Below are 22,860 nucleotides of genomic sequence, written 5' to 3'. Positions count from 1 at the left end.
GCAGCGCCGTTCAGCTCCGGCGCAATCCAAAGTGATGGGCGAAGAACGCCTCGGTGGCCTCCAGCACCTCGATCTGCACGGCGCCGCTGCGGAAGCCATGGCCCTCGCCGGCGAACCGCCGCACCTCCACCGGGATGCCGTTGGCCGCCAGGGCCGCCGCCATCCGCTCGGTCTGCTGCGGCGGCACCACCGGATCCTCCAGTCCCTGGAAAAAGATCACCGGGCAGCGGATCTGCCAGGCATGGGCCAGGGGCGAGCGGGCTTCATAGACGGCCCGGGCCTCGGGCCAGGGCCCGATCAGTCCATCGAGGTAGCGGGCCTCGAAGCGGTGGCTCTCCTGCGCCAGCGCCGCCGGGTCGGCCACGCCATAGCGGCTGGCGCCGGCGCGGAACACGTCGGTGAAGCACAGCGCCGCCAGGGCGGTGAAGCCCCCGGCGCTGCCGCCCTCGATGGCGATCCGCTCCGGGCTGGCCAGGCCCGCGGCCACCAGCGCCCGCGCGGCGGCGGCGCAGTCGGCCACATCCACCACGCCCCACTGGCCATCGAGCCGTTCGCGGTAGGCCCGGCCGAAACCCGTGGAGCCGCCGTAGTTCACATCCACCACCCCCCAGCCCCGGCTCGTCCAGAACTGCACCGCCAGGCTGAGCCCGCGCCGGGCCATGCCCGTGGGGCCGCTGTGCCCCTTCACCAGCAGGGGCGTGGTGGGGGTGGCCCCGCCGGCCGGCGGATGGAACCAGGCGTGGGTGGGCCGGCCGCCATGGCCGCTGAACCAGAGCGGCTCGGGGGGCGCGATGGCCTCCGCCGGCAAGGGTGAGGGGGCCACGGGGGTGTGCCGCCAGCTGCCGCTGGTGAGATCGAGCTCCAGCAGCCCCTGGAGGGTGGTGGGGTTGCTGGCCACGGCCACCAGGCTGCCGGCCTCGGCGCTGAGGCCCGCCAGATCGTCGAAGGGCACGGCCAGCGGCTGCCAGGCGTCAGGGCCGCCGGCGGCCGCACCACTGAGGGCCACCCGGCCCAGTTCCCAGCGACCCTCCCGGCAGGCCGCCGCCACCAGCTCGCGGCCATCCCAGCAGGTGGTGCGCATGCCGTAGACCCACTGGGGCATGGCGAAGTCCGCCGCCATCGGCAGCAGCGGCTGCCAGGCCGGCTCGGTGGCGAGATCCAGCCGCTGCAGGTTCCACCAGCCGCTGCTGTCCTCCGCCACCACCAGCTGCCGGGGGCCGATCCAGAGGGGCTGGAACACGGCCACGGCCGGGCCCTCGCCGGGTGCGGATCCGGCCACCGGCCGGGGCTGGTGCAGCGCGCCGTCCTGTCCCACCGCCGCCAGCCACAGCCGGCTGCGCTCCCAGGGCATGCAGGGCTGCTGCCACTCCACCCAGGCCAGGTGACGCCCATCCGGGCTGAGGCAGGCGTAGCCGCAGAAGTCGGCCGGCTGGTGCAGCAGCTGGGGTTCTCCTCCCTGCAGCGGCACGGCCACCAGCTGGTCGGTGCCCTCGCTCTCCATCACGCCGATCCAGCGCTGCCGTGCCGGGTCGATCAGGCCGTCGGCGAAGGCGCGCTCCGGGGCCGGCGAGGGGGTGGTGAGGCGGGCCGGGGCGCCCTGGGGCAGCCCGGTGGCCGGGTCCAGGGGCAGATGCCAGAGGCAGCGATCCCCGTCGTGCACGAACACCACGGCGCCGCCGCCGATCGCATAGGCGCCGCCCCCATAGGTGTGCACCCGGCTGCGCAGATTCCAGGGGGCCGGGGTCAGCTCGATCGCCTCGCCGCCGTCGCCGGAGCGCAGCATCAGCGTGGTGCGGCCGCCCTCGGCGGGACGTTGCTCCAGCCAGTAGCGATGGCCGTGCCAGAGCAAGGTTTCCTTGAGGCTGGGGGTGGCCCCCACCACGGCGGCCGCGCTGAGGGGGGGGAGAACCGGTGCGGGGGTCAAGCCGGGGCCTGGGCGAAGCGCCCTAAAGTTGGCATCACCCGGCAGGAATCGATCGTTGGCTCGCAGCTTCGCCCAGATGGCACGCTCGGCGGAACTCAGCAGCCGCAGTGTGCAGGTGCCCAAGCAGGCGCTGGATCATCCCCCGCTGGAGATCCACACCCTGGGCGATGCCGTGCTGCGCACCCCCGCCAAGCGCATCAGCAAGGTGGATGAATCGGTGCGCGAGCTGGCCCGCGACATGCTCCGCAGCATGTACACCGCCAAGGGGATCGGCCTGGCCGCCCCCCAGGTGGGGGTGCACAAGCAGCTGCTGGTGATCGATCTGGATCCCGACAATGCGGCCGCGCCGCCGATGGTGCTGATCAACCCCGAGATCCGTTCCTACGGCGCCGCCATCGACACCTACGAGGAGGGGTGCCTCAGCATTCCCGGCGTGTACCTCAACGTGGTGCGACCCACGGCGGTGGAGGTGAGCTTCCGCGATGAGATGGGCCGGCCCCAGAAGCTGCGCACCGACGGCCTGCTGGCGCGCTGCATCCAGCACGAGATGGACCACCTCAATGGGGTGCTGTTCGTGGACCGTGTCACCGACGAGATGAGCCTCAACGAAGAGCTGAAGCAGCAGGGCTTCGACCGCAACGCCGTCCACACGATCCGCTAGACCCATGCCGATGAAGCCCCTGGCCGGCGTCTTCCTGGCCCTGGCCTGTCTGCTGGGCATCGCGGCCACGGGCTCGGTGTTCGAACTCGCCTATGGCGATCCCGATCTGGGCGTGTCCACCACCCGCTGGATCCTGGGGCTGTGTGCCCCTGGAACGCTGGCCACGCTGCTGGTGGCCATCCGGATCAACAAGCCGGCGGCCTGATCCGCTCCCACCCGAACAGCCCGGCCTCTGGCCCTTCACCCTGGCTTGGAGGGCTCCGGCTGCATACCATGACGAACGTTCTGGCCCGAGCCGTGATGGAGTTCTCCGCACTGCACCCTCTCCAGGCCCGCCGCGCGACCGGCACCCTGGCCACACGACGGGCCCGTCGCTGCTCCCTGGCGCTGCTGTCGCTGCTGGCCCTCGGCGCCGCCGCCCAGCCCGCCGCGGCTTCAGGGCTCTTCGAGGCTTCCGATCTCAAACCCCAGAGCTTCCTGCTGGTGGCAGCGCCGATCGGCAACGGGGAGCGGGCCCAGCTGAACATCTACGAGCAGATCCGCGACACCCGCCCCTGTTTCGCGGTGAACGGGGCCCAGCCTGGTCAGGTTGACCCGCTGCTGTCCACCTTTGATTTCACCGGGATCTGCGGTCGCTTTCTCGATGCGAACGGCTACTCGGTGCGGGTTGGCGCCACCGACCTGGGGTCCAGCTACCGCCTCAGTGTCGTGCGCAGCCAGAACGACAACCTGCTGCTTGCCGTGCCGACCAAACCTGGCGCAGGCCCGGAGATGATCGTGGCGCGCACCCAGGGGCCAGGCAGCGGCTTCCTCCAGCTGGTGTTCGAATCCGGCTGGCAGCTCAAGCGTCGCGCCTACCAGGGCCGCACCCTGGGCCACCTGTACCTGTACCGGGACACCTGGCCTGATCAGCTGGCCGGCCAGCCAGGCCCCGGCCCGGCGGCCCCCCCAGCGGTGTCCGACTCCAGTGGCAGCTGAGCCGAGGGAGGCATCTGCCTGCCTTGCTATGGTGTCCAACTCTGTGCGTGTCATCCCGCTACATGACCCAGGTCACCGTCGGCGAAAACGAAGGAATCGAGTCGGCGCTGCGCCGCTTCAAGCGCCAGGTGTCCAAGGCGGGCATCTTCGCGGATCTCAAGCGCCTGCGTCACCACGAGACCCCCACTGAGAAGTACAAGCGCAAGGCCCAGCAGCGCCGCCGCCGCCGCTGAGCCGCTTGAGCTCCCTTCTCCGTCTGGGGGCGGGGCTCAACCGGTAGAAACACCGGTTCCCCAAACCGTTGGACAGGTCCAGGATGGAACCACCTTCCCGGTGACCGCCATGGACGACCTGCGATCCACAGCCCGTTTCGCCCCAGGCCGCATCGGCACCCTGCTGGCGCTCGGTGGCAATTTTCTGGCCTGGTTCGGTGAAAGCCTGATCCATGCCATGGGCAACCCCGAGCAGGAGCGCCGGCTCCAGCCTCCGCTGGTGGGCGTCCAGCCCTACTGCGATCGTCCCTACCGGGCGGCGCGCTGAGATTCCTGGCGGTTCCGTGGCGCTTCATGGGCCACCCTCCAGGCCGTCGAAGCTGCGGTAGGTGAGGGCCTCCGCCACGGCCCCCGGGGCGATTGTCTGCTCTCCCTGCAGGTCGGCGATGGTGCGAGCCACCCGCAGCAGGCTCTCTCCGCCCCGGGCCGTGAGCCGCCGCTGCCGCAGGGCCCCCTCCCAGAGTTCCAGGGCGTCGGCGTCCAGCTGGAGCACCGGGCGCAGCTCCGCGGTGGGCACCTGGCCGTTGCCGAGCCCACCGGGATTGCGCCGGGCCATGCGCCGGCGGGCCGCCTGCACCCTGGCCGCCACCTGGGCGCTCGCCTCGTTTGCGGCGGCGGGTGCGCGGCGGTAGGCGTCGCCGAGGCTGGCGGCATCCGGCCGACGCATCACCACCTGCAGGTCGAGCCGGTCCAGCAGCGGCCCCGACAGCCGGCTCCAGTAGCGGAGGCGCGCCGCCTCGCCGCAGCTGCACTCCCGTTCCGGATCGCCGAACCAGCCGCAGCTGCAGGGATTCGTGGCCGCCACCAGGCTGATGGTGCAGGGAAACCGGGCGCTGTGGCGCGCCCGGTGGATCCAGATCTCACCGCTCTCGAGGGGCTGGCGCAACAGGTCGAGCACCTCCCGGCGGAATTCCGTGAGTTCGTCGAGGAACAGCACACCGTGATGGGCCAGGGCCAGTTCGCCGGGGCGGGGATTGGCGCCACCGCCCACCAGGGCGGCCCCGGAGCAGCTGTGGTGCGGGCTGCGGAAGGGCCGCGCCCGGACCAGACCCACCCCCGCCGGCAGCAGGCCCGCCACGGACTGGATCCGGGTGAGTTCGAGCGCCTCGCTGTGCCGCAACGGCGGCAGCAGCCCGGCCAGGCAGCGGGCCAGCATCGTCTTGCCGCTCCCCGGCGGGCCCACCAGCAGCAGGTGATGGCCGCCGGCCGCGGCGATCTCCAGGGCCCTGCGCCCGTGCCCCTGTCCCTGCACCTCCGCCAGATCGGTCCCACCCTGGAATGGGGCCTGGGCTTCAGGGGCGGCGGGCCTGGCCGCAGGCGGATCCGGTTGGCCCAGCAGCTGCACCGCCTCGGCCAGGCTCCCGGCTGCCCACGTGCACAGCCCGCTCACCAGGGCCGCCTCGGCCGCATTCCCGGCCGGCACCAGCAGCCCCCGGGCTCCGGCCTCCTGGGCCTTGAGGGCCACGCTCAGCAGGCCCCGCACCGGCCGCAGGCGCCCGTCGAGGCCCAGTTCCCCCAGGCTCCACACTCCCTCGAGGGCCGCCGGCTCGAGCTGGCCACTGGCCAGCAGCAGCCCGAGGGCGATCGGCAGGTCGAGGCCCGGGCCCTGCTTGGGCAGATCCGCCGGGGCCAGGTTCACCACCACCCGGCTGAGGGGCACGCGGAAGCCGCTGTGCCGCAGGGCGGAGCGCACCCGCTCCCGCGATTCCTGCACCGCCGCATCCGCCAGTCCCACCATCTGGAGAGCCGGCAGGCCGGGGCCGATGTCCACCTCCACCGTCACCTGGTGGGCTTCCAGGCCACGCAGGGCCGCACTGGTGCAGCGTGCCAACATCGCCGGGGTGGTCGTCTGCCTGTCCAGTGCCACGGCTGTCCCAGGCGGCCTGGGCAGGCCCCCCACCGCCGCCACCACCGCCACCGCCGCTGCCCCGCTACCGATGTCGCCTGCTGTCCCCGACCCTTCCCAGGACACGATCTTCGGGCGGATCCTGCGGGGGGAGATCCCCTGTGATCAGGTGCACGCGGATGAGCACTGCCTGGCCTTCCGCGATGTGGCGCCCCAGGCACCGGTGCACATCCTGGTGATTCCCCGCCGGCCGATCCCGAGCCTGGCCGAAGCCCAGCCCGAGGATGCCGCCCTGCTCGGCCACCTGCTGCTGGTGGCGGCCTCGGTGGCGCGGCAGCAGGGGCTGGAGGCTTTCCGCACCGTGATCAACAGCGGCGCGGCTGCCGGTCAGACCGTGTTCCATCTGCATGTCCACGTGATCGGGGGAAGGCCCCTGACCTGGCCGCCCGGCTGAGCCCCCAGACCAGTCACAATGCCTGGATCCGTACGGCTCCATGACCCCCTTCCAGGCCCTTCGCCGTCAGCTGGGCAAGTTGCAGCGGCTGGCGCAGCCCTACTTCCTGCCGGTGGAGGACACGCGCAGCTGGCAGTTCCTGCTGCTGGTGGTGGCCCTGCTGGTGGTGGTGGTGGGCCTCACCCTGCTTCTCCTCACCGGTGCTGTCGCCCTCTCCGGTGCCCTGATCCCGGAGTTGCGCAGCCGCTTCCTGCCGGGAGTGCCCGAGCAAGTGGGGGCCATCTGGGGCAGCCCGATCGGCCTCACTGTGATGGTGTTGATGGCGGCGGGCCTGGGTTGTTTCGCCGCCTTCCGGGGGAAACTGCGTCAGGGTCGGTGGCTGCCCTGGGTGTTGCTGGGCGTGATCATCCTGCTGATCCTTGTGATCAACGGGATCAATGTGGGCATCAGCTACATCGCACGCAACGTCGATAATTCCCTGGTTGCCTACGACCAGGACAACTTCTGGAAGATTGTCGGCATCTATGCCTTCTGCCTGGTGCTGGCCCTGCCGATCCGGGCGATGCAGAGTTACCTGATCCCCCGGCTGGGCCTGCTGTGGCGCGAGTGGTTGAGCGGCCGCCTGCTCACGCGCTACCTCTCCAACCGGGCCTATTACATCCTCAACCCCAACGATGAGTCTGCTGAGGAGATCGATAACCCGGATCAGCGGATTTCCCAGGACACCGCCAGTTTCACCGCGACCAGTCTGAGTGTCACGGTGGAAGTGCTCTCCGCTCTTCTCACCTTCTTCAGTTTCATCCTCGTGCTCTGGAGCATCAGCACCGAGCTGGCCCTCTGGCTGTTGATCTACTCCGTGGGTGGCACGGCGGTGATCATCTTTGCCAGCCGCAAGCTGGTGGCCCTGAACTACCAGCAGCTCAAGCTCGAAGCCGACTTCCGCTATGGCCTTGTCCACATCCGCGACAACGCCGAGTCCATCGCCTTCTACCGGGGCGAGAAGCAGGAGACCAAGGAGGCGGAACGCCGGCTGGGCGGGGCCATCCGCAACTACAATCGCCTGATCATCTGGGAGGCGCTGATCAGCGTGATCCAGCGCTCCTACGACTACTTCTCACGCTTTCTTCCCTGGTTGGTGATCGCCCCGATCTACTTCGCCAAGGAAGTTGATTTCGGTGTGTTCGGACAGGCCAGCATCGCCTTTTCCCAGGTGTTGTTCTCGGTCAGTTACATCGTCAACAACATCGACAGGCTCGCTTCGTTCTCGGCCTCGATCAGTCGTCTGGAAGGCTTCCAGGGCAAGGTGGATGAGATCAGTGGCGCCAGCGGTGGCGCAGGCAGTGGCGCCAGCACCGGTGCCGGTCACGCCAACGGCGTGGTCATGCCGCCTCGCCAGCCTGAGGCGGTTCCCAGCAACGCGATTCTGGTCAGCCACGTGGATCTGGTGCCGCCGCGCTCGAACCGCACCCTGATCCGGGACCTCAGCCTGGAGATCGACCGCGATCAGCGCCTGCTGGTGGTGGGGCCGTCCGGTTGCGGCAAGACATCGTTTCTGCGGCTGGTGAGCGGGCTCTGGCCCGCGGTTTCCGGCAGTGTGCAGCGCCCGCCGGAAGGGGAGCTGCTGTTCATCCCCCAGAAGCCCTACATGCTGCTGGGCAGCCTGCGGGAACAGCTCTGCTATCCGCTGCCCCCCAGCCGCTTCAGCGACGAGCAGCTGCGCCACGTGCTGGAGCGGGTGCGCCTGCCCGATCTGGTGCACCGCTATCCGGATCTGGACATCAAGCAGGACTGGCCCCGCCTGCTCTCCCTGGGGGAGCAGCAGCGGCTGGCGTTCGCGCGGCTGCTGCTCAACGGCCCCCGCTTCGTGGTGCTCGACGAGGCCACCAGCGCCCTGGACGTGGCCACGGAGCGCCACCTCTACCAGCTGCTTCTGGAGCGGGACATGGCCTTCGTCAGCGTCGGCCACCGGCCCACCCTCACCGCCTTCCACGACACCGTGCTCGAGCTCGATGGGCAGGGCGGCTGGCGGCTGTTGCCGGCGGCCAGCTATGACGTTGGCCACTCCGCCTGAGCGGATCTTCCTGGAGACCTGCGCTGATGAGTTCCGCCGACGCCACCCCCGCCCCCGCGGCGGCTGCCGCTCCCGCCCCCGGCACCAGTGCCACCACCGCCGATGTGCCGGCCTTCGGCTGGAGTGCCTACGCCGAGCGGGTCAATGGCAGGTTCGCCATGGTGGGTTTCGTGGCGCTGCTGCTGATCGAGGCGCTCAGCAGAGACACTTTCCTCCACTGGGCCGGCCTGGTGCCCTGAGGGGCAGGGTCCTTCAGGGCAGCGGGATCAGGTCGATCTGCCAGAGCCCGTTGCGGCTCACCTGCACGGCCAGCTGCCGCCCATCGGCGCGCACCTGCACCTGACGTGGCACCCCTGCGGGCACCATGGGGATCGGCCGCAAGCCCTGGCTGGAGCGGCGGTACAGCACCAGCTCGGTGCGGCCCTCCAGCTGACGCACCAGGGCCAGCTGATCGCCGCGGCTGTCGACGGACACGCTGATCGGCTGGGCATCGGGCCGGTTCAGGCCAGGCAGCGCGACCGGCCGGCGGTTGCGCAGGTCGATCAGGATCACCCGCTCCCGGCCGCCGCTGCCGTTGATCAACGCCAGCCAGGTGTCGCCCAGGGAGGGGTCACGCTGGCTGCCCAGCTGCGCCAGCTGGCGGCTGAGGGCACCGTCCGGTCGGGGCTGGTTCCCCAGGCCCAGGCACCCCGCCAGCAGAACCGGCAGTGCCGTGAGGCCCAGGGCCCAGGCCCACCGCCTGACGGCGTGGCGCGCCATCAGCTGCGGCTCCCCGGGCCCAGCCCGCCACCCACGGCACCGCTGCCGGCTGGGGGATCCGGTTCCAGTACACCGCTGAGGTCCAGCACCTCCACCTGCCACTGGCCCTGGCTCACCAGCTGGATGGCCAGACGGCTGGCATCAGGGGCCAGGCTCAGCCGCACCGGTGATCCCTGGCCCGGCAGCCGCAGGCGCAGCAGCCGGCCGGTCAGTCGGTCCTCCAGCAGCGCCAGCCGCTGGGGCCCCTCCTGGACCAGGCCGGCCACATAGCGGCCACTCCAGCTCAGGGCGGGGGAGCTGTGGGGTTCACGGCCGCGCCAGTGGCGCAGCGGCACCACGGCGCCGCCGGGCTGCTCCTGCAGAACGAGGCGGGCCTTGCCGCCGCTCTCCAGCACCGAGGCGAGGTAGCGGCCATTGCCGCTGAGGGCGGGATCCAGCCGGTTGCTGCTCGCCGTGAAGCCCACCGGGGCGGCCTGACGGCCCCCCAGCCAGCCCGAGCTGCACCCCGCCAGGCCAGGACCCAGGCTCAGCAGCAGCAGCGGGAGCCAGGTGGGCGGGCTCAGTCGTCGAAGCGGGAGGCGTTGTCCCGTGGCCGTGACCGGGGCGGATCCTGGGGCACGCCGGCCGGTGGCACCGGCCGGTTGGAGCCGATCGGGCTGTAGTCGGCGTCGCTGATCGGCGCCGAAGGGCGGGGCCCAGCGGCGCCGCCGGAGCGGATCGGGGTTCCCTGGGGAATGCCGGCGCGGTCGGGCCCGGGCCCGGCGGCAGGGGCGGCACCGCCCCCACCGAAGGGGGGGCGGCGGCTGGAGCGGGGTGGGGCCTCCGCGGCAGCCGTGGGACGGGATCCACGCCGGGGCTCCGGCTGGTTCTCACGCTCGCGCCGGCGGGTGCCGAAATCGCTGGAGGTCCGGCTGCCGCCGGCCGAGTAGCGGCTGGGTTCGGCAGCGGAGGTGCTGCTGTCCCACCCCGGTGGCTCGTCCCTGCGGCTGGCGGCCCGCTCGGGGATGGCGGCACGGCTGGAGCGGCGCATCCGGTAGAACTCGTCGTCGGGCTCCCGGCTGGGGATGCGCCGGCGCAGGGGCTCGGGTTCGTCGAAGCGTTCGCGCTCGGGTTCGTCCCAGCTCCGTCCGCCCATGCGGGGCCTGTAAGGGCCGGCGGGGGCCGGCTCGTCGTCGTCGAAATAGGAGGAGCGACGGGCCTGCTCGGTGGTGACCCCGCGCAGCCGAACGCTTTCGTAGGCGAAGAACACCGTGGTGCCGGCCAGCAGGAACTGGCCGAACTGCAGGATGGGATCGAGGCGCCAGCCCTGGAAGAAGAGAATGCCGCCGCAGAGCAGGCCCACGGCGGCGAAGAACACGTCGTAATCGCGGGCCAGCGCCGGCTTGAAGCTGCGCATGAAGTAGAGCAGAGCTCCGCCCACGGCCAGCACGATGCCCACGATGCTGGCCCAGTTGAGGCTGGCGTTAACCACGGAATCTCATCCTGGTGCTGGGGGCACTGTAGGCAGGCGAGCTGAGTGAGGGCCGGACCCGGGGAGCCGGCCTTGCCTCGGCGATGCGGGCAGGGCCGGAGATCGGCTCAGAGGCGGCGATCCACCTGGTCGTTCTGGCTGATCAGCACCAGGCCGATCGAGATCGGCACCACCACGATCACGGCGCCCCAGACGAGGCTGCTCAGGAAGTTCGCGAGGGAAGGAGTCATGGTGCGGCCGCGGGTCGGCGTTAAGCGTCGGCAGATCCTAGGCAGCAGCGGCTGCTTCCTACGCTGAAGGGGCCCCTGCTTAGAGCTTTGTGACGGCGCTTCCCGCTTCCCCCCTGGCCTGGGCGCACCTGCTGCTGGGGCTGGTGCTGGCCCTCTGGACCCTGCTGTTCCTCTTCCGCATCGTGCTCACCTGGTACCCGCAGGTCGACCTGAGCCAGGGGGCCATGCGCCTGATCGGGGCACCCACCGAGCCGCTGCTGGCGCCGACCCGTCGGCTCATCCAGCCCATCGGCGGCGTGGATGTGACCCCGGTCATCTGGGTGGGACTGATCAGCCTGCTGCGGGAGCTGCTGGTGGGCCAGCAGGGTCTGGTGACCCAGGTGATGCGCCAGTCCCTGCTGGCCTAGGGCCCCTAGGTCAGGGGCAGCATCTCCTGCTCCACGAACTTGGTGTGCACATCCCCAGCCTGGAACTCCGGCCGCTCCAGCAGCTGCAGGTGGAAGTCGATCGTTGTGGGAATGCCGGTGACGGCGCATTCGGAGAGGGCCCGGTGCAGGCGCCGCAGGGCGTGGTCGCGGTCCACGCCCCACACGATCAGCTTGCCGATCAGGGAGTCGTAGAAGGGCGGGATCTCGTAGCCGGTGTACACGTGGCTGTCCACCCGGACGCCCGGGCCGCCGGGGGGCAGCCAGCCGGTGATCTTGCCGGGGGCTGGCCGGAAGTTCTGCCGCGGATCCTCGGCGTTGATCCGCACCTCGATGGCGTGGCCCCGCAGCTGGATGTCCTCCTGTTTCACCGAGATCGGCTCGCCGCCGGCGATCCGCAACTGCTCGGCGATCAGGTCGACACCGGTCACAACCTCGGTGACGGGATGCTCCACCTGGATGCGGGTGTTCATCTCCATGAAGTAGAAGCTGCCGGAGCGATCCACCAGGAACTCCACCGTGCCCGCCCCCTCGTAGCCGATGGTGCGGGCGGCGGCCACGGCGGCGTCCCCCATCTGCCGGCGCAGATCGGCGTCGATGGCCACGCTGGGCGCTTCCTCGAGCAGCTTCTGATGGCGCCGCTGGATCGAGCAGTCGCGCTCCCCCAGGTGCACCACGTTGCCGTGGCGATCGGCCAGCACCTGCACCTCCACGTGGCGGGGCCGGTCGATGAACTTCTCCATGTAGAGGCCGGGGTTGCCGAAGGCGGCCTCCGCCTCACCCTGGGCCGCCCTGAACAGGCCCTCCAGCTGCTCCGGGCCGGGCACCAGGCGCATGCCGCGGCCGCCCCCTCCGGCGGTGGCCTTGATCATCACCGGGTAGCCCATGGAGGCGGCCAGGCCGGCGGCCTGCTCCGGAGAGGTCAGCAGCCCCTCACTGCCGGGAATGGTGGGCACGCCCACCCGCTGCATCGTGGCCTTGGCCGTCGACTTGTCGCCCATCGCCCGGATCGCCTCCGGCGAGGGGCCCACGAAGGTGAGGCCGTGGTCGGCGCAGATCTCGGCGAAGCGGTCGTTCTCCGCCAGGAAGCCGTAGCCCGGATGGATGGCGTCAGCTCCCCGGGAGGTGGCCGCCGCCAGGATGTTGGGGATGTTGAGGTAGCTCTTGGAGCTGGGCGCCTCGCCCACGCACACCGCCTCATCGGCCAGCTGCACATGCAGGGCGTTGCGGTCCACCGTGCTGTACACGGCCACCGTGGGGATGCCCAGTTCGCGGCAGGTGCGCAGGATGCGCAGGGCGATTTCGCCGCGGTTGGCGATCAGCAATTTGCCGATGGACATCCGCAGCAGCTCAGCTGGTACAGGCCAGGCCGGACTGTATCAGTGCTCACCGCAGCGGCCGGAGGGGAACCCGGGGCGGTGCGCGGGACCGGCGATGGGTATATTGCTGGCCCGGTGGTCCGCAGGGATCCACCGAACCACCCGGAGGGGCCCGCGCCCAGCCGTTGCATCATGCGGATGTGGTGGAATTGGTAGACACGCACGTTTGAGGGGCGTGTGGCTTCGGCCTTGCGAGTTCAAGTCTCGCCATCCGCACTTTTTTCTGGCTCTCTCCTTCTGGTCCGGTGCACGCGGTGCAGCCCCACACCGCGACGCCGGACCCCGTTCCCCAGGCCGGGATCGTGCTGGTCAGCAACGGCCCGGGTGAGCTCTCCACCTGGGTGCGGCCGGTGGCCCAGTGCCTCCAGCGCCGCCTGGAGGCCGCCGGTCGCGCCCGCAGTTTCTGCGCCCTCTATCTGGTGCTGGTGCCCTGCCCCAACGGCACCGGCCGCGAGCACCGGGCCGCCGCCCCCTGGGGACTGTTCGAGCGGATCACCCCCGCCAGCCGCTTCTGGCCGCTGCTGCTGAGGCCGCGGCGCTTCGGCCCCTGGCCGCGGCAGGGGGTGGTGGTGTTCCTCGGCGGCGACCAGTTCTGGAGTGTGCTGCTCTCGGCCCGGCTGGGTTATCGCCACCTCACCTACGCGGAATGGGTGGCCCGCTGGCCCCGCTGGAACGACCGCATCGCGGTGATGGGGCCCGGGGCGGCGGCCCGGCTGCCGGCCCGCTGGCGGTCCCGCTCCCGCATGGTGGGGGATCTGATGGCCGACCTCTCCGAATCGGCCCGCAGTGAGCAGCCCCTGCCACCGGGGGAGTGGGTGGCGCTGCTGCCGGGCTCCAAGCCCGCCAAGCTGCGCGTGGGGGTGCCGTTCCTGCTGGAGACGGCCGACCGCCTGGCCTCCCTGCGCCCCGGTTGCCGCTTCCTGCTGCCCCTGGCCCCCACCACCAGCGTGGCCGACCTGCTGCGCCAGGCGGGACCGGCCAACCCGATCGCGGCCCAGTACGGCGGCGGGCTGCCGCAGCTGTCCCCCGCCGGCGACGCCCTGATCAGCCAGGCCGGCACGCGCATTCAGCTGGAGCGCCGCAGCCCCGCCCATGCCGTGCTGAGCCAGTGCGCCCTGGCCCTCACCACGGTGGGGGCCAACACCGCCGAGCTGGCGGCCCTCGGGGTGCCGATGCTGGTGCTCGTGCCCACGCAGCATCTGCACGTGATGCAGGCCTGGGATGGCCTGGCGGGTCTGCTGGGCAGGCTGCCGCTGCTGCGCTGGTGCTTCGGGGTGGTGCTCACCCTCTGGAGGCTGCGCCACAGGGGCTATCTGGCCTCTCCCAACATCAGCGCCGGGCGGGCGGTGGTGCCCGAGCGGGTGGGGCCGATCACGCCGGCACAGATCGCCGCCGAGGCGGCGGACTGGCTGGCTGCACCGGGCCGCCTGCAGGGGATGCGGGACGACCTCCACAGCCTGCGGGGGCAGCCTGGGGCCGTGGCGGCCCTCACCGATCTGGTGGAGGAGCTGCTGCCCGCCAGCTCCGCCGATGGCCATCCCGATTCCTAGGCTCACTCCAGATGCCCTGCCGCCATGTCGGAGATCCGTGATCCCCAGAGTTCCGCCTGTGGGCTCGACAGCGGGCTGGCCCGCGATGCCAGCGAGGAGCAGTGGCGCCAGAAGCTCACCCCGGAGCAGTTCCGGGTGGCGCGCCAGGGGGGCACCGAGCGGGCCTTCACCGGCGCCTACTGGAACCACAAGGGCAGTGGGATGTACCACTGCATCTGCTGCGGTGCCGAGCTGTTCAGCAGTGCCACCAAGTTCGAGTCCGGCACCGGCTGGCCCAGCTTCTGGGATGGGGCGAAGCCGGAGGCCATCACCACCCTGGTGGACCGCAGCCACGGCATGGTGCGCACCGAGATCCGCTGCGCCAACTGCGATGCCCACCTGGGCCACGTGTTCGGGGATGGCCCGGCCCCCACGGGTCAGCGCTACTGCGTGAACTCCGCCTCACTGGACTTCAAGCCCAGCTGATCCAGGCACCCCCCGCCGGCGGCTTCACCAGGGGTCGCCGAAATCCTCTGCATCCACGTCGAGCGGTTCGGGGTTGACTGCACCGCCGGCGGGGCGACGGAGCTGGTCGTAACGGCGTGGCTCACGGTTGCCGGCCCCTGCTGGCGGACGGTCATACCGGTCGGGGTCCGTTCGGTAGCGCTCGGACCACTCCTCCCTGGATCCCGTCCGTGAGATGTCCCGTTGCCGCGGTGGGACCGGTTCTTCCATCGGTTCACGTTCTTCGCCGTAGCGCTCGCCCGTGAAGCGCTCATCGGCGAAGCGGTCATCGTTGAAGCGCTCCTCCTCATCGAGGTAGCGGCGCTGGCGCAGCGGAGCCCGCTCGCGCCGCTGTTCCACCTCCACGTAGTCGAGTTCCTCGTCCGGCAGGAGGGCCTGGGTGGCCGCGGGCTGGATCCGGCGCTGCTCCTGCAGGCTGGGCATGCCTGGCGCCAGCTGGTTCTCCACCGGCACCGCGGTTCCGCGAAACCGCTCCCGTTCCTCCTGCTCCCAGCTGGCGCCGCCAATGCCGAGCTTCTCCAGCAGGCCGGTGCCCAGCTGCTTGAGCTTGTCCTCGGCCCCCTCGTACACGATGATCCGGTCCGGACCGCTGCTCACCACCTCCACCACGGGCAGTTCCCAGGTGCTCAGCACTCCCTCCCCGAGCAGGGGCACGCCCAGGGCACCGAGCACCAGGGTGGTGAGCTCCCCGGTTTCGATGTCGAAGCTGAATCCCAGCACCTTGCCGAGCTGCTGGCCGGCCTCGGTGACCACATCGCAGTTGATCACCTTGCTGTAACTCTCCGGGCTGAACCCTTCCGCCAGGGAATCGGCCGAATCCACCAGAATCACATCACCCACCTGGCGGATGCGGTCGAGCGGCATCCAGCGCGGCAGCCCCGGCAGAAAGCGGGTGAGGGGGTTGTCCCGCAGGCCGAGGGCGATCACCTCGCGGCGGTCGATGTCCACCACCACTTCGCCCACCACACCCAGCCGGCGGCCGGTGTCCCGGGTGATCACCTGGGTGCCCATCAGCTCCGAGCGCAGCCAGAGGCGATCACTGGGGGTGGCGGCGGGATCGCTGCCCGGCGGTGGTGTGGTCGTCATCGGCGCATTCTCACCCAGCAGGCGGTGTGGCGGGGGCGGCCATCAGGCGGCCGGCGGTAATCCCACCACCTGGGTGTGGGCTCCGCGGGCCTGGGTCACGCCGATGGTGCGGGTGGCGGCGGCGATCATCGGCCGCCGGTGACTCACCACCATGAACTGGGCCTGATCGGCCTGGCGGGCGATCAGGCCGGCCAGCCGCTCCACGTTCACCCCATCGAGAAAGCTGTCCACCTCGTCGAGGGCGTAGAAGGGCGACGGCCGGAAGCGCTGCAGGGCGAACAGGAAGCTCAGGGCCGTGAGCGACTTCTCCCCCCCGCTCATGGCCGCCAGCCGACGCACGGCCTTCCCCTTGGGATGGGCCACCAGGGTGAGGCCGCCGTCGAGCGGAGCCTCGGGATTCTCCAGCTGCAGATGGCCCTCGCCCTCGGAGAGCTCCGCGAAGATCTCGCGGAAGTGGCCATCCACGGCGGTGAAGGCTTCAAGGAAGGCCTCCTGCCGCAGCGTGGCCACGGTTTCGATGCGCAGCAGCAGCTCCTCCCGCTCGCTGCTGAGCACCTCGAGGCGGTTCTCCAGCTCCGCCAGGCGGCCTTCCAGCTGCTCGAGCTCCTCGAGCGCCAGCATGTTCACCGGCTCCAGTGCCTCCATCCGGGCCTGCAGGCTGCGCAGGTCCGCGGCCAGGGCCTCGAGGCCGTTGTCGCGCACCTCCTGCGGGATCTCCGGCAGGGGATCGGGCAGGTCCCGCTGCAGCTGCTCCAGCCGCAGCTGATCGCTGCGCTGCTGCTCGGCCAGCCCCTGCAGCTCCTCGGCCAGACGCTGCAACTCCCACTGGCGCTGCTGCAGCGCCTGGCGCTGCCCGGCCAGGGCGGCCTCGGCGGCATCGCGGGCCCGGCGCCGCTCGCCGAAGCGGGTCTGCAGCTCGGCCTGCTGCCGTTCGAGGGCGGCGCGGCGCTCCTGCTCGGCCTGATGGCGCTCCTTCCACTGGGTCCGTTCGAGCACCAGGGCGTTCACCGCGGCGATCAGCCGCTGCTCCTCGCCGCCCAGGGCCTCGAGCTGGTTGCGCAGCCGCTCCACCGCCAGCGCCCTGTCCCGGCGGGCCGCCAGCAGGCCGTCGCGCTGCTGGCGTGCGGCCACCAGGGACTGGTCGGCGGCCTCGAGCTCCTGTTGCAGACCCTGCCAGCGGGCCGCATCGCCGGACGCCTGGGCTCCGGCCTCCTCCTGGTGGAGGGCGGCGAGCTCCTGCTGCAGGGGCTCCAGCTGCTGCGAGAGCTCCTGCTGCCGCAGCTGGTCGGTGCTGAGCACGTGGTGCAGCTGGGCCAGCCGCTCCTTGAGCAGGTGTTGGCGCTGCAGCTGCGGGGCCAGGGCCTTGCGGGCGCCGCCGCGCTGGGCTTCAAGGGCGGCGAGCCGTTGCTGCAGCTGCTGCAGCTGGGGCCGCAGCTCCTCGAGTTGCTGACCCAGCTGGGCTTCACGGCGCCGGCAGGCCACCAGGCTCTCGCCCAGCTCCAGCAGGCGGCGGCGCAACGGCTCGGCCTCGTCGCCCTCCTGGCTGCGGCCGAAGCCCAGCTGGTTGCCCCGCTGCTGCAGGCTGCCGCCGGTCATGGCGCCGCTCTTCTCCAGCAGCTCGCCCTCGAGGGTCACCGCCCGGCAGCGGCCCAGCTCGCGGCGCGCACTGGTGAGGTCGCTGAACACCAGGGTGTCGCCGAACACGTAGCGGAACACCTCGGCGTAGACGGACTCATGCCGCACCAGGTCCACCGCCCGCCCCACCAGGCCTCCCGCCTGGCCCCGGTCCGCGGAGCCGCCGCCCCGCTGCAGGGCAGCGGCTCCGCTGGCTGCCTGGCTGCCGCCGGGGGAGCGGATGCGGTTGAGCGGCAGGAAGGTGAGGCGTCCGGCGCGGCGCTGCTTCAGCAGCTCGATGGCGCGGGCGGCGATGCGGTCGTCGTCCACCACCACCTGGCCGAGGCGGGCTCCGGCCGCCACCTCCAGGGCGGTGCGGTGCCGCTCCTCCACCTCGCCGAGCTGGGCCACGGGACCATGGATCCCCTCCAGGCCGGCCTCCAGCAGCACCCGCAGGGCCCCGGTGCCGCGGCTCTCCTGCAGCGTTTCCCGGCGGCTGTCGAGCCGGGCGATCTCGCGCTCGAGCTGCACCTGCTCCTGGTCCAGCCGCTGGCGGGTGCGCTGCTGCAGGGCATAGGCCTCGGCCAGCTCCTGCAGCTGCGCCTGGCGGCTTGCGCAGGAGCTGGTGAGCTGCTGCCATTCCGCCTCGGCCTGCTCCAGCTCCTGCTGGGCGCTGGCCTGGCTGCTGCCCTCCCGCTGCTCTTCGGCGAGCAGCTCCGCCAGGCGCTCCTGGTTCTGGCGCAGCCGCTCGGCCAGCTGCTGCCGCTCGGCCTCCAGGGGGCTGAGGCGGGAGGCGAGCTCCTGGCGCCGCAGGCTGCGGCGTTTCTGCTCCTCCATCCAGCTGCCCGAGCGCCCGGCCACCTCGCCGAGGCGCCGGCGGGAGAGCTCCACCGCGGCCTCGGCGGCGCGGCAGGCAGCTTCGGCCGCATCGAGCTCGGCCTGGTCGCCGGCGGCCTCCAGCCGCTGCTGCTCCTGCTGCAGCTCCCCCCGGCTGCGGGCCAGCTCCTGCCGCTGGCGCTGCAGATCTTCGGCCTGCAGCTGGTGCTTCTCGGCCTGCCGGGCCAGTTCGCGGCTGCCCGCCTCCAGGCCGGCGAGTTCGGCCTGCACCGCCAGCAGCTGATCCTCCCCGAGGGCCTTCACCTCGGCCTGCAGCTGCTCCAGGGCTCTGCCGCCGGCTTCCACGGCGGCCTCGGCCGCGGCGATCGCCTCCCGCTCCTGCAGCTGCTGCCGTCCGAGCGCGTCCTGCCGGCTCACCAGGGCCCGCAGGCCGGCCTCGGCCGCTTCAAAAGCCAGCACCTGCTCCTGCAGGCGCCCCAGGTGCAGACGCTCGCGCAGGGACTGGTACGTGCGGGCCTTGGCGCAGTCGCGCTCCAGCTTCTGGCGGTTGGCCAGCAGCTCCTGCTGCACGATCGAGCAGCGCTCCTGGCGGTCCTGCACATCGTCGAGCTTGAAGCGGGTCTGTTCGATGCGGCTGTCGAACAGGGCCACGCCGGCCAGCTCGTCGATGACGCCGCGCCGGTCGCGGGCACTCATCGACACGATGCGGGTCACATCGCCCTGCATCACCACGTTGCTGCCCTCGGGATCCACCCGCAGGCGCCGCAGCTGGGTCTGCAGCTGCTGCAGGTTGCAGGGCACCCCATCGGCGGTGTAGCTGCTGGCGTAGGTGCCTCCAGGAGCCACCCGCAGGCGCCGGCTCACGGTCCAGCTGCGCTGGCCCGGTCGGATCCATGGGCCCTCCTCCGGGGCTTCCAGGCCGGCTTCGGCCTCGTCCGGCTGCCAGTCGCCCAGGTCAAAGCGCACACTCACCGTGGTTTCGGCGGCCCGCCCCGCCCGGAGCATGGCGCTGTTGATCAGGTCGGGCAGGCGCTCGGCCCGCATGCCCCGGCTGCTGGCCAGACCCAGGCAGAAGAGCACGGCGTCCAGGATGTTGCTCTTCCCCGAGCCGTTCGGCCCGGTCACCACCGTGAAGCCAGGCTCGAGCGGGATCGTCATCGATCCGCCGAACGATTTGAAGTGGGTGAGCTCGACCTGATTGATGAAGACCAACAGGCCCGTGCGCCGAGCCCCCGAAATGTAGCGGAGGGTTCCGGAAGCTCAACCCTGTTCTTAGGTTGAAGACAGACGACCCCATGCCAGGCCCCGCCGCCCCGTATCCCGATGACGAGCACCCCGCCCCAGGACCGAACCTCCGAAGCCCAGGCACCGGAGCCGGAGCAGCACCAGGACACGTTCCGCGAACGCTTCGATGCCCTCCTGCCCACGATCCAGCGCGAGTGGCCCCAGGTGGCCCGCCAGACCCTGGAGGCCACGCGCGGCAGCTTCGATGAGGTGGCCGAGGTGATCGCCTCCCAGACCGGCCGCACGGTGACCCTGGTGAAGCACCAGCTGGTGGAGCTGCTCGATGTGGCTGGCGCCCAGACCAGCCGCATCGCCGATCATCTGGCCCCCCTGGAGAAGCAGCTGGAGGGGGTGCTCGATGACCTCAACGCCACCCTGCGGCCCCGCATCGAGAAGCCGGTGCGGGAGCGGCCGCTGATGGCGATCGGCATTGCAGCCGGTGTGGGTGTGCTGGTGGGCCTGCTGCTGTCCTCCGGCCGTCGCTCGGCATGAGCCAGCAGCGGCGCGAGAGTGGCGGCAAGGCCCGTGAGGCGATGGGGCGGGTCGGCGCCCTGCTGAGTTCGGTGATGGACCTGCACGTGCGCATCGCGCTGCAGGAGGCCGACCACGAGAAGCGGCGGCTGATCAGCGGCGCCCTGCTGCTCAGCGGCGGGCTCACCATGATGCTGCTGGCCCTGATCGCGGCGGAGGTGGCGCTGCTCCTCTGGCTGCATGAGGGGGTCAGCCTCAGCTGGATCCACAGCACCCTGGCGGTGGCCAGCCTCAACGTGGTGGTGGCCGGGGTGTTTCTGCGCATTGGCGGTGGTCTGCTCAAGGGCCCCTACCTGCCCCAGACCACCGCCGGCCTCACCAAGACCACCCGCGCCCTGTTGGGCCGCTGACAGTGCCTGGTCAACCGGGCGTCAGATCAGCGGATCTGGTAGTGGAGCCAGCGGCAGTCGATGCCGCCGTTGCTCACCGGGATGCGCCGGCTGGCCTTCATCCGCAGGGCACCGGTGAGCTCGGGGTTGCCGCTGAGCAGCCACAGGCTCCAGCCGCTGCAGCGCTCCTTCACCATGCGGCCCAGGTCGGCGTAGAGGCTCTCCAGCTCGGCCGCCTCGCCCAGGCGCTCGCCGTAGGGCGGGTTGCACACCAGCACGCCCGGCTGCGGCGGCGGCACGAAATCGCGGCAGTCGCCGCCGCGCAGATCGATCCAATCCGCCACGCCGGCGGCCTCCGCATTGGCGCGGGCCTGGGCCAGCACGGCCGGATCCTGCTCCATGCCCAGCACGGGGGCCAGGGGCTGGCCGTCCGGCAGGTCCTGGCGTGCCAGGGCCGCGGCGGCGTCCACCTGCTCCTGCCAGAGAGCGGGCTGGAAGTCGGGCCAGCGCTGCAGGGCGAACGGCCGGGGGCCATCCGGGCCGAGACCCGGGGCCCGGCCGAGGGCGGCGCAGGCGGCTTCGATCAGCAGGGTGCCGCTGCCGCAGAGGGGATCGGCCAGGGGCACGGAGCCGTTCCAGCCGGTGAGGGCGATCAGGCCGGCGGCCAGGTTTTCCTTCAGCGGTGCCAGGCCCATGGCGGCGCGGTAGCCGCGGCGGTGCAGGCTGCTGCCGCTGCCGTCCACGCTGAGGCTGGCCAGGCCGCCGCCCAGGTGCAGGTGCAGGCTGAGGTCAGGGGAGTCGAGGTCGATCGAGGAGCGCTGCCCCCACCGCTGGCGCTGCAGGTCCACCAGGGCGTTCTTCACCTGCAGGGCGCTGTAGTGGCTGTGGTTCAGCCCCGGGGCGGTGCCGCTCACATCCACGCGGAAGCTGGCACGGGGCGGCAGCCAGGTGGCCCAGTCCACGGCCTGCTGCACGCCGCTGTAGAGGTCGTCGCGGCCGCGGCAGGGAAAGCTGGCCAGCTGACGCAGCAGCCGGAACGGCAGCCGGGCCTGCAGATGCAGCCGGTAGAGGCCGGCCAGGTCGGTGTCGCAGCGCACCGCACGCCGCAGCGGGGCCACGCCGTCACAGCCGAGGGCGGCGAGCTCCTCGGCCGCCGGTTGCTCCAGCCCCGGCGGCACCACCGCGATGGCGTGGATGGGCGTGCCGGCGGAGGACCCGGCGGACTGTGGTTCGGTGATGCCCACCCCTGCACCGGTGACTGGCTGCTGCCACAATGACGGAGTCCGGTTTCGGCCGGACTAGGTGGCTCACACCAGTGTTTCGGACAGCGGTTCGATTCCGCTCAGCTCCATTTCCGCCCTCGGGCGGAACCCACAAGGGGCTGCAATGGTTTCGACGGGGCATGAGGAGGGTGACTGAAGCCTGCTCGGTAAGAGCAAACCCGTAACAGCGAACAACATCGTTCGTTTCTCCCGTCAAGCTGCCCCCGTGGCCGCCTGACATCTCTAAGGGAGATGGGGTGAGGTCAGCCTTATCACCCAAATGACCCATGGGGCCTGGAAGGGCCCCTTTCACGTGTCTGGGACTGGGGTCCTGTGGGTGTCGCCACGGCGTGGGTGAGTCACTGTGTGAAAGCCCTGCGCAAGCCGTGTGGAAAAGCGGCTGCAGTCGCCACCCTTTGGGCCAGGGTCGACTGCCTTGCGGTGGGTCCGGGATGGGGAGGTGAAAGGGAAGGGGCCAGCCCGAGTATTCGAGGGCGCTCCCGCTCTGGTCTGGTTGATGGACCCCTGGAAGCGAGACCCCGATGGTGCACACGATCACAGGCCGCGGCATTCCGTGAATGGGCTTTCAGGAGGCAATCCAGGAGTAGAGCTGCGGGCCGGAAAGTTCTGATCAGGCAGCTTCGGCATATTGCCGGTCCACAGCACGCTGAACAACACCGCGTATCCATCTCGATGCTGTGATGGTGGGGGATGGATTGGTATGACTGATGACCCCACCGCTTCCTGGCACGGCTTTTCCCCCAGGGCCCATGGCCAATCTGGTGCTCTGCTTGCCAGTCAGTTTCAGGTGCGGCTTCCCGTATTTCAAGCCGGACCGGAGCTGGCAGGACTTCGTTGAATCAGATGGCGTTGAGGTGTTGAATGCCCATCAAGCGGCAGGTCGCCAGGGATCGGGTCTGCGGTCAATGCCGATGTGATGAGCGTCACCCTCGGTATGAGCCTGCTTCGTCGACGCCTGCCTGGTGGAGCTGCTGCTGCTGCTGGCTGCCGTGGTGACGTTGGAGTCCACGGCAGTGGCTGTTGCCGCCCTGATAGCCCTGGTGCTGACGCTGGCCGGTTGTAACCGCCGCCGCACCATCTACCAGGTGAAGATCACGCCGCCCGGTCAGGTGACACTGCCCGATCCCATGCTGGAGCTGGCGACGCTCACGGTGAACGAGGCTCTAGGCCTGGCGCGTGAGCACGACCTCCCACGTTGTGGTGGCTGCACCAGGTGGAGAGTGGATCTGTTGGTAGCGCTGCCTTTGGCCTGGTGAGGCCAGCAAGAGAAAGCCTTTCCATGTCACCTAAGAGCTAGTGATAGTCATTCACAACTGCCCTGCCGTGCTTTTCGTTGATATTTATGTAGTCTCTTGGTTGTCGCGTTAGATGT

General features: G+C 70.8%; 24 protein-coding genes and 1 tRNA gene. 15 read left to right on the top strand and 10 right to left on the bottom strand.

Annotated features, from left to right (window positions below):
* Positions 1 to 10: 10 nt before the first annotated feature.
* A complete protein-coding gene (locus CBM981_RS13740) occupies positions 11 to 1,924 on the bottom strand; it encodes a prolyl oligopeptidase family serine peptidase (protein WP_369801633.1) in 1,914 nt (637 codons plus the stop codon).
* A gap of 55 nt (positions 1,925 to 1,979) precedes the next feature.
* On the opposite strand from CBM981_RS13740, the gene def reads away from it, so the two are divergent.
* From def to CBM981_RS13715, 5 genes are all read left to right on the top strand, one after another.
* Entirely contained in the window at positions 1,980 to 2,585 is a 606-nt protein-coding gene (gene def, locus CBM981_RS13735; RefSeq protein ID WP_087068856.1) for a peptide deformylase, read from the top strand.
* Positions 2,586 to 2,589: 4 nt separating this feature from the next.
* The gene (locus CBM981_RS13730) at positions 2,590 to 2,790 is read left to right on the top strand and encodes a hypothetical protein (protein WP_006909426.1); all 201 of its coding nucleotides are present in this window, start codon (positions 2,590 to 2,592) and stop codon (positions 2,788 to 2,790) included.
* 68 nt (positions 2,791 to 2,858) lie between these two features.
* Complete coding sequence (locus CBM981_RS13725) at positions 2,859 to 3,563, top strand: DUF3747 domain-containing protein (RefSeq protein WP_087068855.1); 705 nt, start codon at positions 2,859 to 2,861, stop codon at positions 3,561 to 3,563.
* Positions 3,564 to 3,625: 62 nt separating this feature from the next.
* Positions 3,626 to 3,796, top strand: a complete 171-nt coding sequence (gene rpsU / locus CBM981_RS13720; protein ID WP_006172073.1) for a 30S ribosomal protein S21 — start codon at positions 3,626 to 3,628, stop codon at positions 3,794 to 3,796.
* 109 nt (positions 3,797 to 3,905) lie between these two features.
* Positions 3,906 to 4,103 carry a hypothetical protein gene (locus tag CBM981_RS13715; protein ID WP_087068854.1) on the top strand — a complete coding sequence of 66 codons (198 nt, stop codon included), beginning with the start codon at positions 3,906 to 3,908 and terminating at the stop codon, positions 4,101 to 4,103.
* A 24-nt stretch (positions 4,104 to 4,127) separates the two neighbouring features.
* On the opposite strand, the gene CBM981_RS13710 is transcribed toward CBM981_RS13715, so the two are convergent.
* Positions 4,128 to 5,669: a YifB family Mg chelatase-like AAA ATPase gene (locus CBM981_RS13710; RefSeq protein WP_087069452.1), complete on the bottom strand. Its 1,542-nt coding sequence runs from the start codon at positions 5,667 to 5,669 to the stop codon at positions 4,128 to 4,130.
* Between the two features lie 103 nt (positions 5,670 to 5,772).
* On the opposite strand from CBM981_RS13710, the gene CBM981_RS13705 reads away from it, so the two are divergent.
* From CBM981_RS13705 to CBM981_RS13695, 3 genes are read left to right on the top strand one after another with little or no spacing between them, the layout of a single operon-like run.
* A complete protein-coding gene (locus tag CBM981_RS13705) occupies positions 5,773 to 6,135 on the top strand; it encodes a histidine triad nucleotide-binding protein (protein ID WP_087068853.1) in 363 nt (120 codons plus the stop codon).
* Between the two features lie 40 nt (positions 6,136 to 6,175).
* Positions 6,176 to 8,206: an ABC transporter ATP-binding protein/permease gene (locus tag CBM981_RS13700; protein ID WP_087068852.1), complete on the top strand. Its 2,031-nt coding sequence runs from the start codon at positions 6,176 to 6,178 to the stop codon at positions 8,204 to 8,206.
* A 26-nt stretch (positions 8,207 to 8,232) separates the two neighbouring features.
* Positions 8,233 to 8,445, top strand: coding sequence for a chlorophyll a/b-binding protein (locus CBM981_RS13695; RefSeq protein WP_087068851.1), 213 nt, complete (start codon positions 8,233 to 8,235; stop codon positions 8,443 to 8,445).
* Between the two features lie 13 nt (positions 8,446 to 8,458).
* Here the strand turns inward: CBM981_RS13695 and CBM981_RS13690 are convergent, their stop codons facing one another.
* The 4 genes from CBM981_RS13690 to psbX all read right to left on the bottom strand — a co-directional run bounded on the left by CBM981_RS13690 (position 8,459) and on the right by psbX (position 10,666).
* Positions 8,459 to 8,965 (bottom strand): hypothetical protein, encoded by a 507-nt coding sequence (locus tag CBM981_RS13690; RefSeq protein ID WP_087068850.1) that lies wholly within the window; start codon positions 8,963 to 8,965, stop codon positions 8,459 to 8,461.
* On the bottom strand, positions 8,965 to 9,429 hold the full coding sequence (locus CBM981_RS13685; protein ID WP_225867410.1) for a Tol biopolymer transporter periplasmic protein: 465 nt from the start codon (positions 9,427 to 9,429) through the stop codon (positions 8,965 to 8,967). The genes CBM981_RS13690 and CBM981_RS13685 overlap by 1 nt, the downstream gene beginning before the upstream one ends.
* A gap of 95 nt (positions 9,430 to 9,524) precedes the next feature.
* Positions 9,525 to 10,436 carry a Ycf66 family protein gene (locus CBM981_RS13680; RefSeq protein WP_087068848.1) on the bottom strand — a complete coding sequence of 304 codons (912 nt, stop codon included), beginning with the start codon at positions 10,434 to 10,436 and terminating at the stop codon, positions 9,525 to 9,527.
* A 107-nt stretch (positions 10,437 to 10,543) separates the two neighbouring features.
* Positions 10,544 to 10,666 (bottom strand): photosystem II reaction center X protein, encoded by a 123-nt coding sequence (psbX, locus tag CBM981_RS13675; protein ID WP_087068847.1) that lies wholly within the window; start codon positions 10,664 to 10,666, stop codon positions 10,544 to 10,546.
* Positions 10,667 to 10,755: 89 nt separating this feature from the next.
* Here psbX and CBM981_RS13670 point away from each other — a divergent pair, with 89 nt between their 5' ends.
* The gene (locus tag CBM981_RS13670; RefSeq protein WP_087068846.1) at positions 10,756 to 11,073 is read left to right on the top strand and encodes a YggT family protein; all 318 of its coding nucleotides are present in this window, start codon (positions 10,756 to 10,758) and stop codon (positions 11,071 to 11,073) included.
* A 5-nt stretch (positions 11,074 to 11,078) separates the two neighbouring features.
* Here the strand turns inward: CBM981_RS13670 and accC are convergent, their stop codons facing one another.
* Positions 11,079 to 12,431 (bottom strand): acetyl-CoA carboxylase biotin carboxylase subunit, encoded by a 1,353-nt coding sequence (accC, locus tag CBM981_RS13665; protein ID WP_087068845.1) that lies wholly within the window; start codon positions 12,429 to 12,431, stop codon positions 11,079 to 11,081.
* Positions 12,432 to 12,604: 173 nt separating this feature from the next.
* On the opposite strand from accC, the gene CBM981_RS13660 reads away from it, so the two are divergent.
* The 3 genes from CBM981_RS13660 to msrB all read left to right on the top strand — a co-directional run bounded on the left by CBM981_RS13660 (position 12,605) and on the right by msrB (position 14,485).
* A tRNA-Leu gene (locus tag CBM981_RS13660) sits at positions 12,605 to 12,686 on the top strand.
* A gap of 29 nt (positions 12,687 to 12,715) precedes the next feature.
* Positions 12,716 to 14,020: a glycosyl transferase gene (locus CBM981_RS13655; RefSeq protein WP_087068844.1), complete on the top strand. Its 1,305-nt coding sequence runs from the start codon at positions 12,716 to 12,718 to the stop codon at positions 14,018 to 14,020.
* A gap of 24 nt (positions 14,021 to 14,044) precedes the next feature.
* Positions 14,045 to 14,485, top strand: coding sequence for a peptide-methionine (R)-S-oxide reductase MsrB (gene msrB / locus CBM981_RS13650; protein WP_225867409.1), 441 nt, complete (start codon positions 14,045 to 14,047; stop codon positions 14,483 to 14,485).
* Positions 14,486 to 14,509: 24 nt separating this feature from the next.
* Here the strand turns inward: msrB and CBM981_RS13645 are convergent, their stop codons facing one another.
* Together CBM981_RS13645 and smc are read right to left on the bottom strand one after the other, a co-directional pair.
* Entirely contained in the window at positions 14,510 to 15,610 is a 1,101-nt protein-coding gene (locus CBM981_RS13645) for a PRC-barrel domain-containing protein (protein ID WP_087068843.1), read from the bottom strand.
* 42 nt (positions 15,611 to 15,652) lie between these two features.
* A complete protein-coding gene (gene smc, locus CBM981_RS13640; RefSeq protein WP_087068842.1) occupies positions 15,653 to 19,273 on the bottom strand; it encodes a chromosome segregation protein SMC in 3,621 nt (1,206 codons plus the stop codon).
* 111 nt (positions 19,274 to 19,384) lie between these two features.
* On the opposite strand from smc, the gene CBM981_RS13635 reads away from it, so the two are divergent.
* Both CBM981_RS13635 and CBM981_RS13630 read left to right on the top strand, forming a co-directional pair.
* Positions 19,385 to 19,837, top strand: a complete 453-nt coding sequence (locus CBM981_RS13635; protein ID WP_087068841.1) for a DUF883 family protein — start codon at positions 19,385 to 19,387, stop codon at positions 19,835 to 19,837.
* Positions 19,834 to 20,226, top strand: coding sequence for a phage holin family protein (locus CBM981_RS13630; RefSeq protein ID WP_087068840.1), 393 nt, complete (start codon positions 19,834 to 19,836; stop codon positions 20,224 to 20,226). Before CBM981_RS13635 ends, CBM981_RS13630 begins: the two co-directional genes overlap by 4 nt.
* 26 nt (positions 20,227 to 20,252) lie before the next feature.
* On the opposite strand, the gene CBM981_RS13625 is transcribed toward CBM981_RS13630, so the two are convergent.
* Positions 20,253 to 21,443: a class I SAM-dependent RNA methyltransferase gene (locus CBM981_RS13625; RefSeq protein ID WP_369801704.1), complete on the bottom strand. Its 1,191-nt coding sequence runs from the start codon at positions 21,441 to 21,443 to the stop codon at positions 20,253 to 20,255.
* Between the two features lie 1,007 nt (positions 21,444 to 22,450).
* Here CBM981_RS13625 and CBM981_RS13615 point away from each other — a divergent pair.
* Positions 22,451 to 22,744: a hypothetical protein gene (locus CBM981_RS13615; RefSeq protein WP_087068838.1), complete on the top strand. Its 294-nt coding sequence runs from the start codon at positions 22,451 to 22,453 to the stop codon at positions 22,742 to 22,744.
* Positions 22,745 to 22,860 lie beyond the last annotated feature (116 nt).

Origin of the sequence: Cyanobium sp. NIES-981, from assembly GCF_900088535.1 — a bacterium.
Classification (GTDB): Bacteria; Cyanobacteriota; Cyanobacteriia; order PCC-6307; family Cyanobiaceae; genus NIES-981.
The sequence above is the reverse complement of the archived record's forward strand: the minus strand, read 5'-3'. Positions and strand labels throughout refer to the sequence as shown.

Excerpts from the sequence above, each read along its gene's own strand:
- psbX (WP_087068847.1), bottom strand. The coding sequence starts at position 10,666 with ATGACTCCTTCCCTCGCGAACTTCCTGAGCAGCCTCGTCTGGGGCGCC.
- CBM981_RS13690 (WP_087068850.1), bottom strand. The coding sequence starts at position 8,965 with ATGGCGCGCCACGCCGTCAGGCGGTGGGCCTGGGCCCTGGGCCTCACG.
- CBM981_RS13630 (WP_087068840.1), top strand. The coding sequence starts at position 19,834 with ATGAGCCAGCAGCGGCGCGAGAGTGGCGGCAAGGCCCGTGAGGCGATG.
- msrB (WP_225867409.1), top strand. The coding sequence starts at position 14,045 with ATGTCGGAGATCCGTGATCCCCAGAGTTCCGCCTGTGGGCTCGACAGC.
- CBM981_RS13715 (WP_087068854.1), top strand. The coding sequence starts at position 3,906 with ATGGACGACCTGCGATCCACAGCCCGTTTCGCCCCAGGCCGCATCGGC.
- CBM981_RS13705 (WP_087068853.1), top strand. The coding sequence starts at position 5,773 with ATGTCGCCTGCTGTCCCCGACCCTTCCCAGGACACGATCTTCGGGCGG.
- CBM981_RS13710 (WP_087069452.1), bottom strand. The coding sequence starts at position 5,669 with ATGTTGGCACGCTGCACCAGTGCGGCCCTGCGTGGCCTGGAAGCCCAC.
- CBM981_RS13730 (WP_006909426.1), top strand. The coding sequence starts at position 2,590 with ATGCCGATGAAGCCCCTGGCCGGCGTCTTCCTGGCCCTGGCCTGTCTG.
- CBM981_RS13700 (WP_087068852.1), top strand. The coding sequence starts at position 6,176 with ATGACCCCCTTCCAGGCCCTTCGCCGTCAGCTGGGCAAGTTGCAGCGG.
- accC (WP_087068845.1), bottom strand. The coding sequence starts at position 12,431 with ATGTCCATCGGCAAATTGCTGATCGCCAACCGCGGCGAAATCGCCCTG.
- CBM981_RS13635 (WP_087068841.1), top strand. The coding sequence starts at position 19,385 with ATGACGAGCACCCCGCCCCAGGACCGAACCTCCGAAGCCCAGGCACCG.
- CBM981_RS13645 (WP_087068843.1), bottom strand. The coding sequence starts at position 15,610 with ATGACGACCACACCACCGCCGGGCAGCGATCCCGCCGCCACCCCCAGT.
- CBM981_RS13725 (WP_087068855.1), top strand. The coding sequence starts at position 2,859 with ATGACGAACGTTCTGGCCCGAGCCGTGATGGAGTTCTCCGCACTGCAC.
- CBM981_RS13695 (WP_087068851.1), top strand. The coding sequence starts at position 8,233 with ATGAGTTCCGCCGACGCCACCCCCGCCCCCGCGGCGGCTGCCGCTCCC.
- rpsU (WP_006172073.1), top strand. The coding sequence starts at position 3,626 with ATGACCCAGGTCACCGTCGGCGAAAACGAAGGAATCGAGTCGGCGCTG.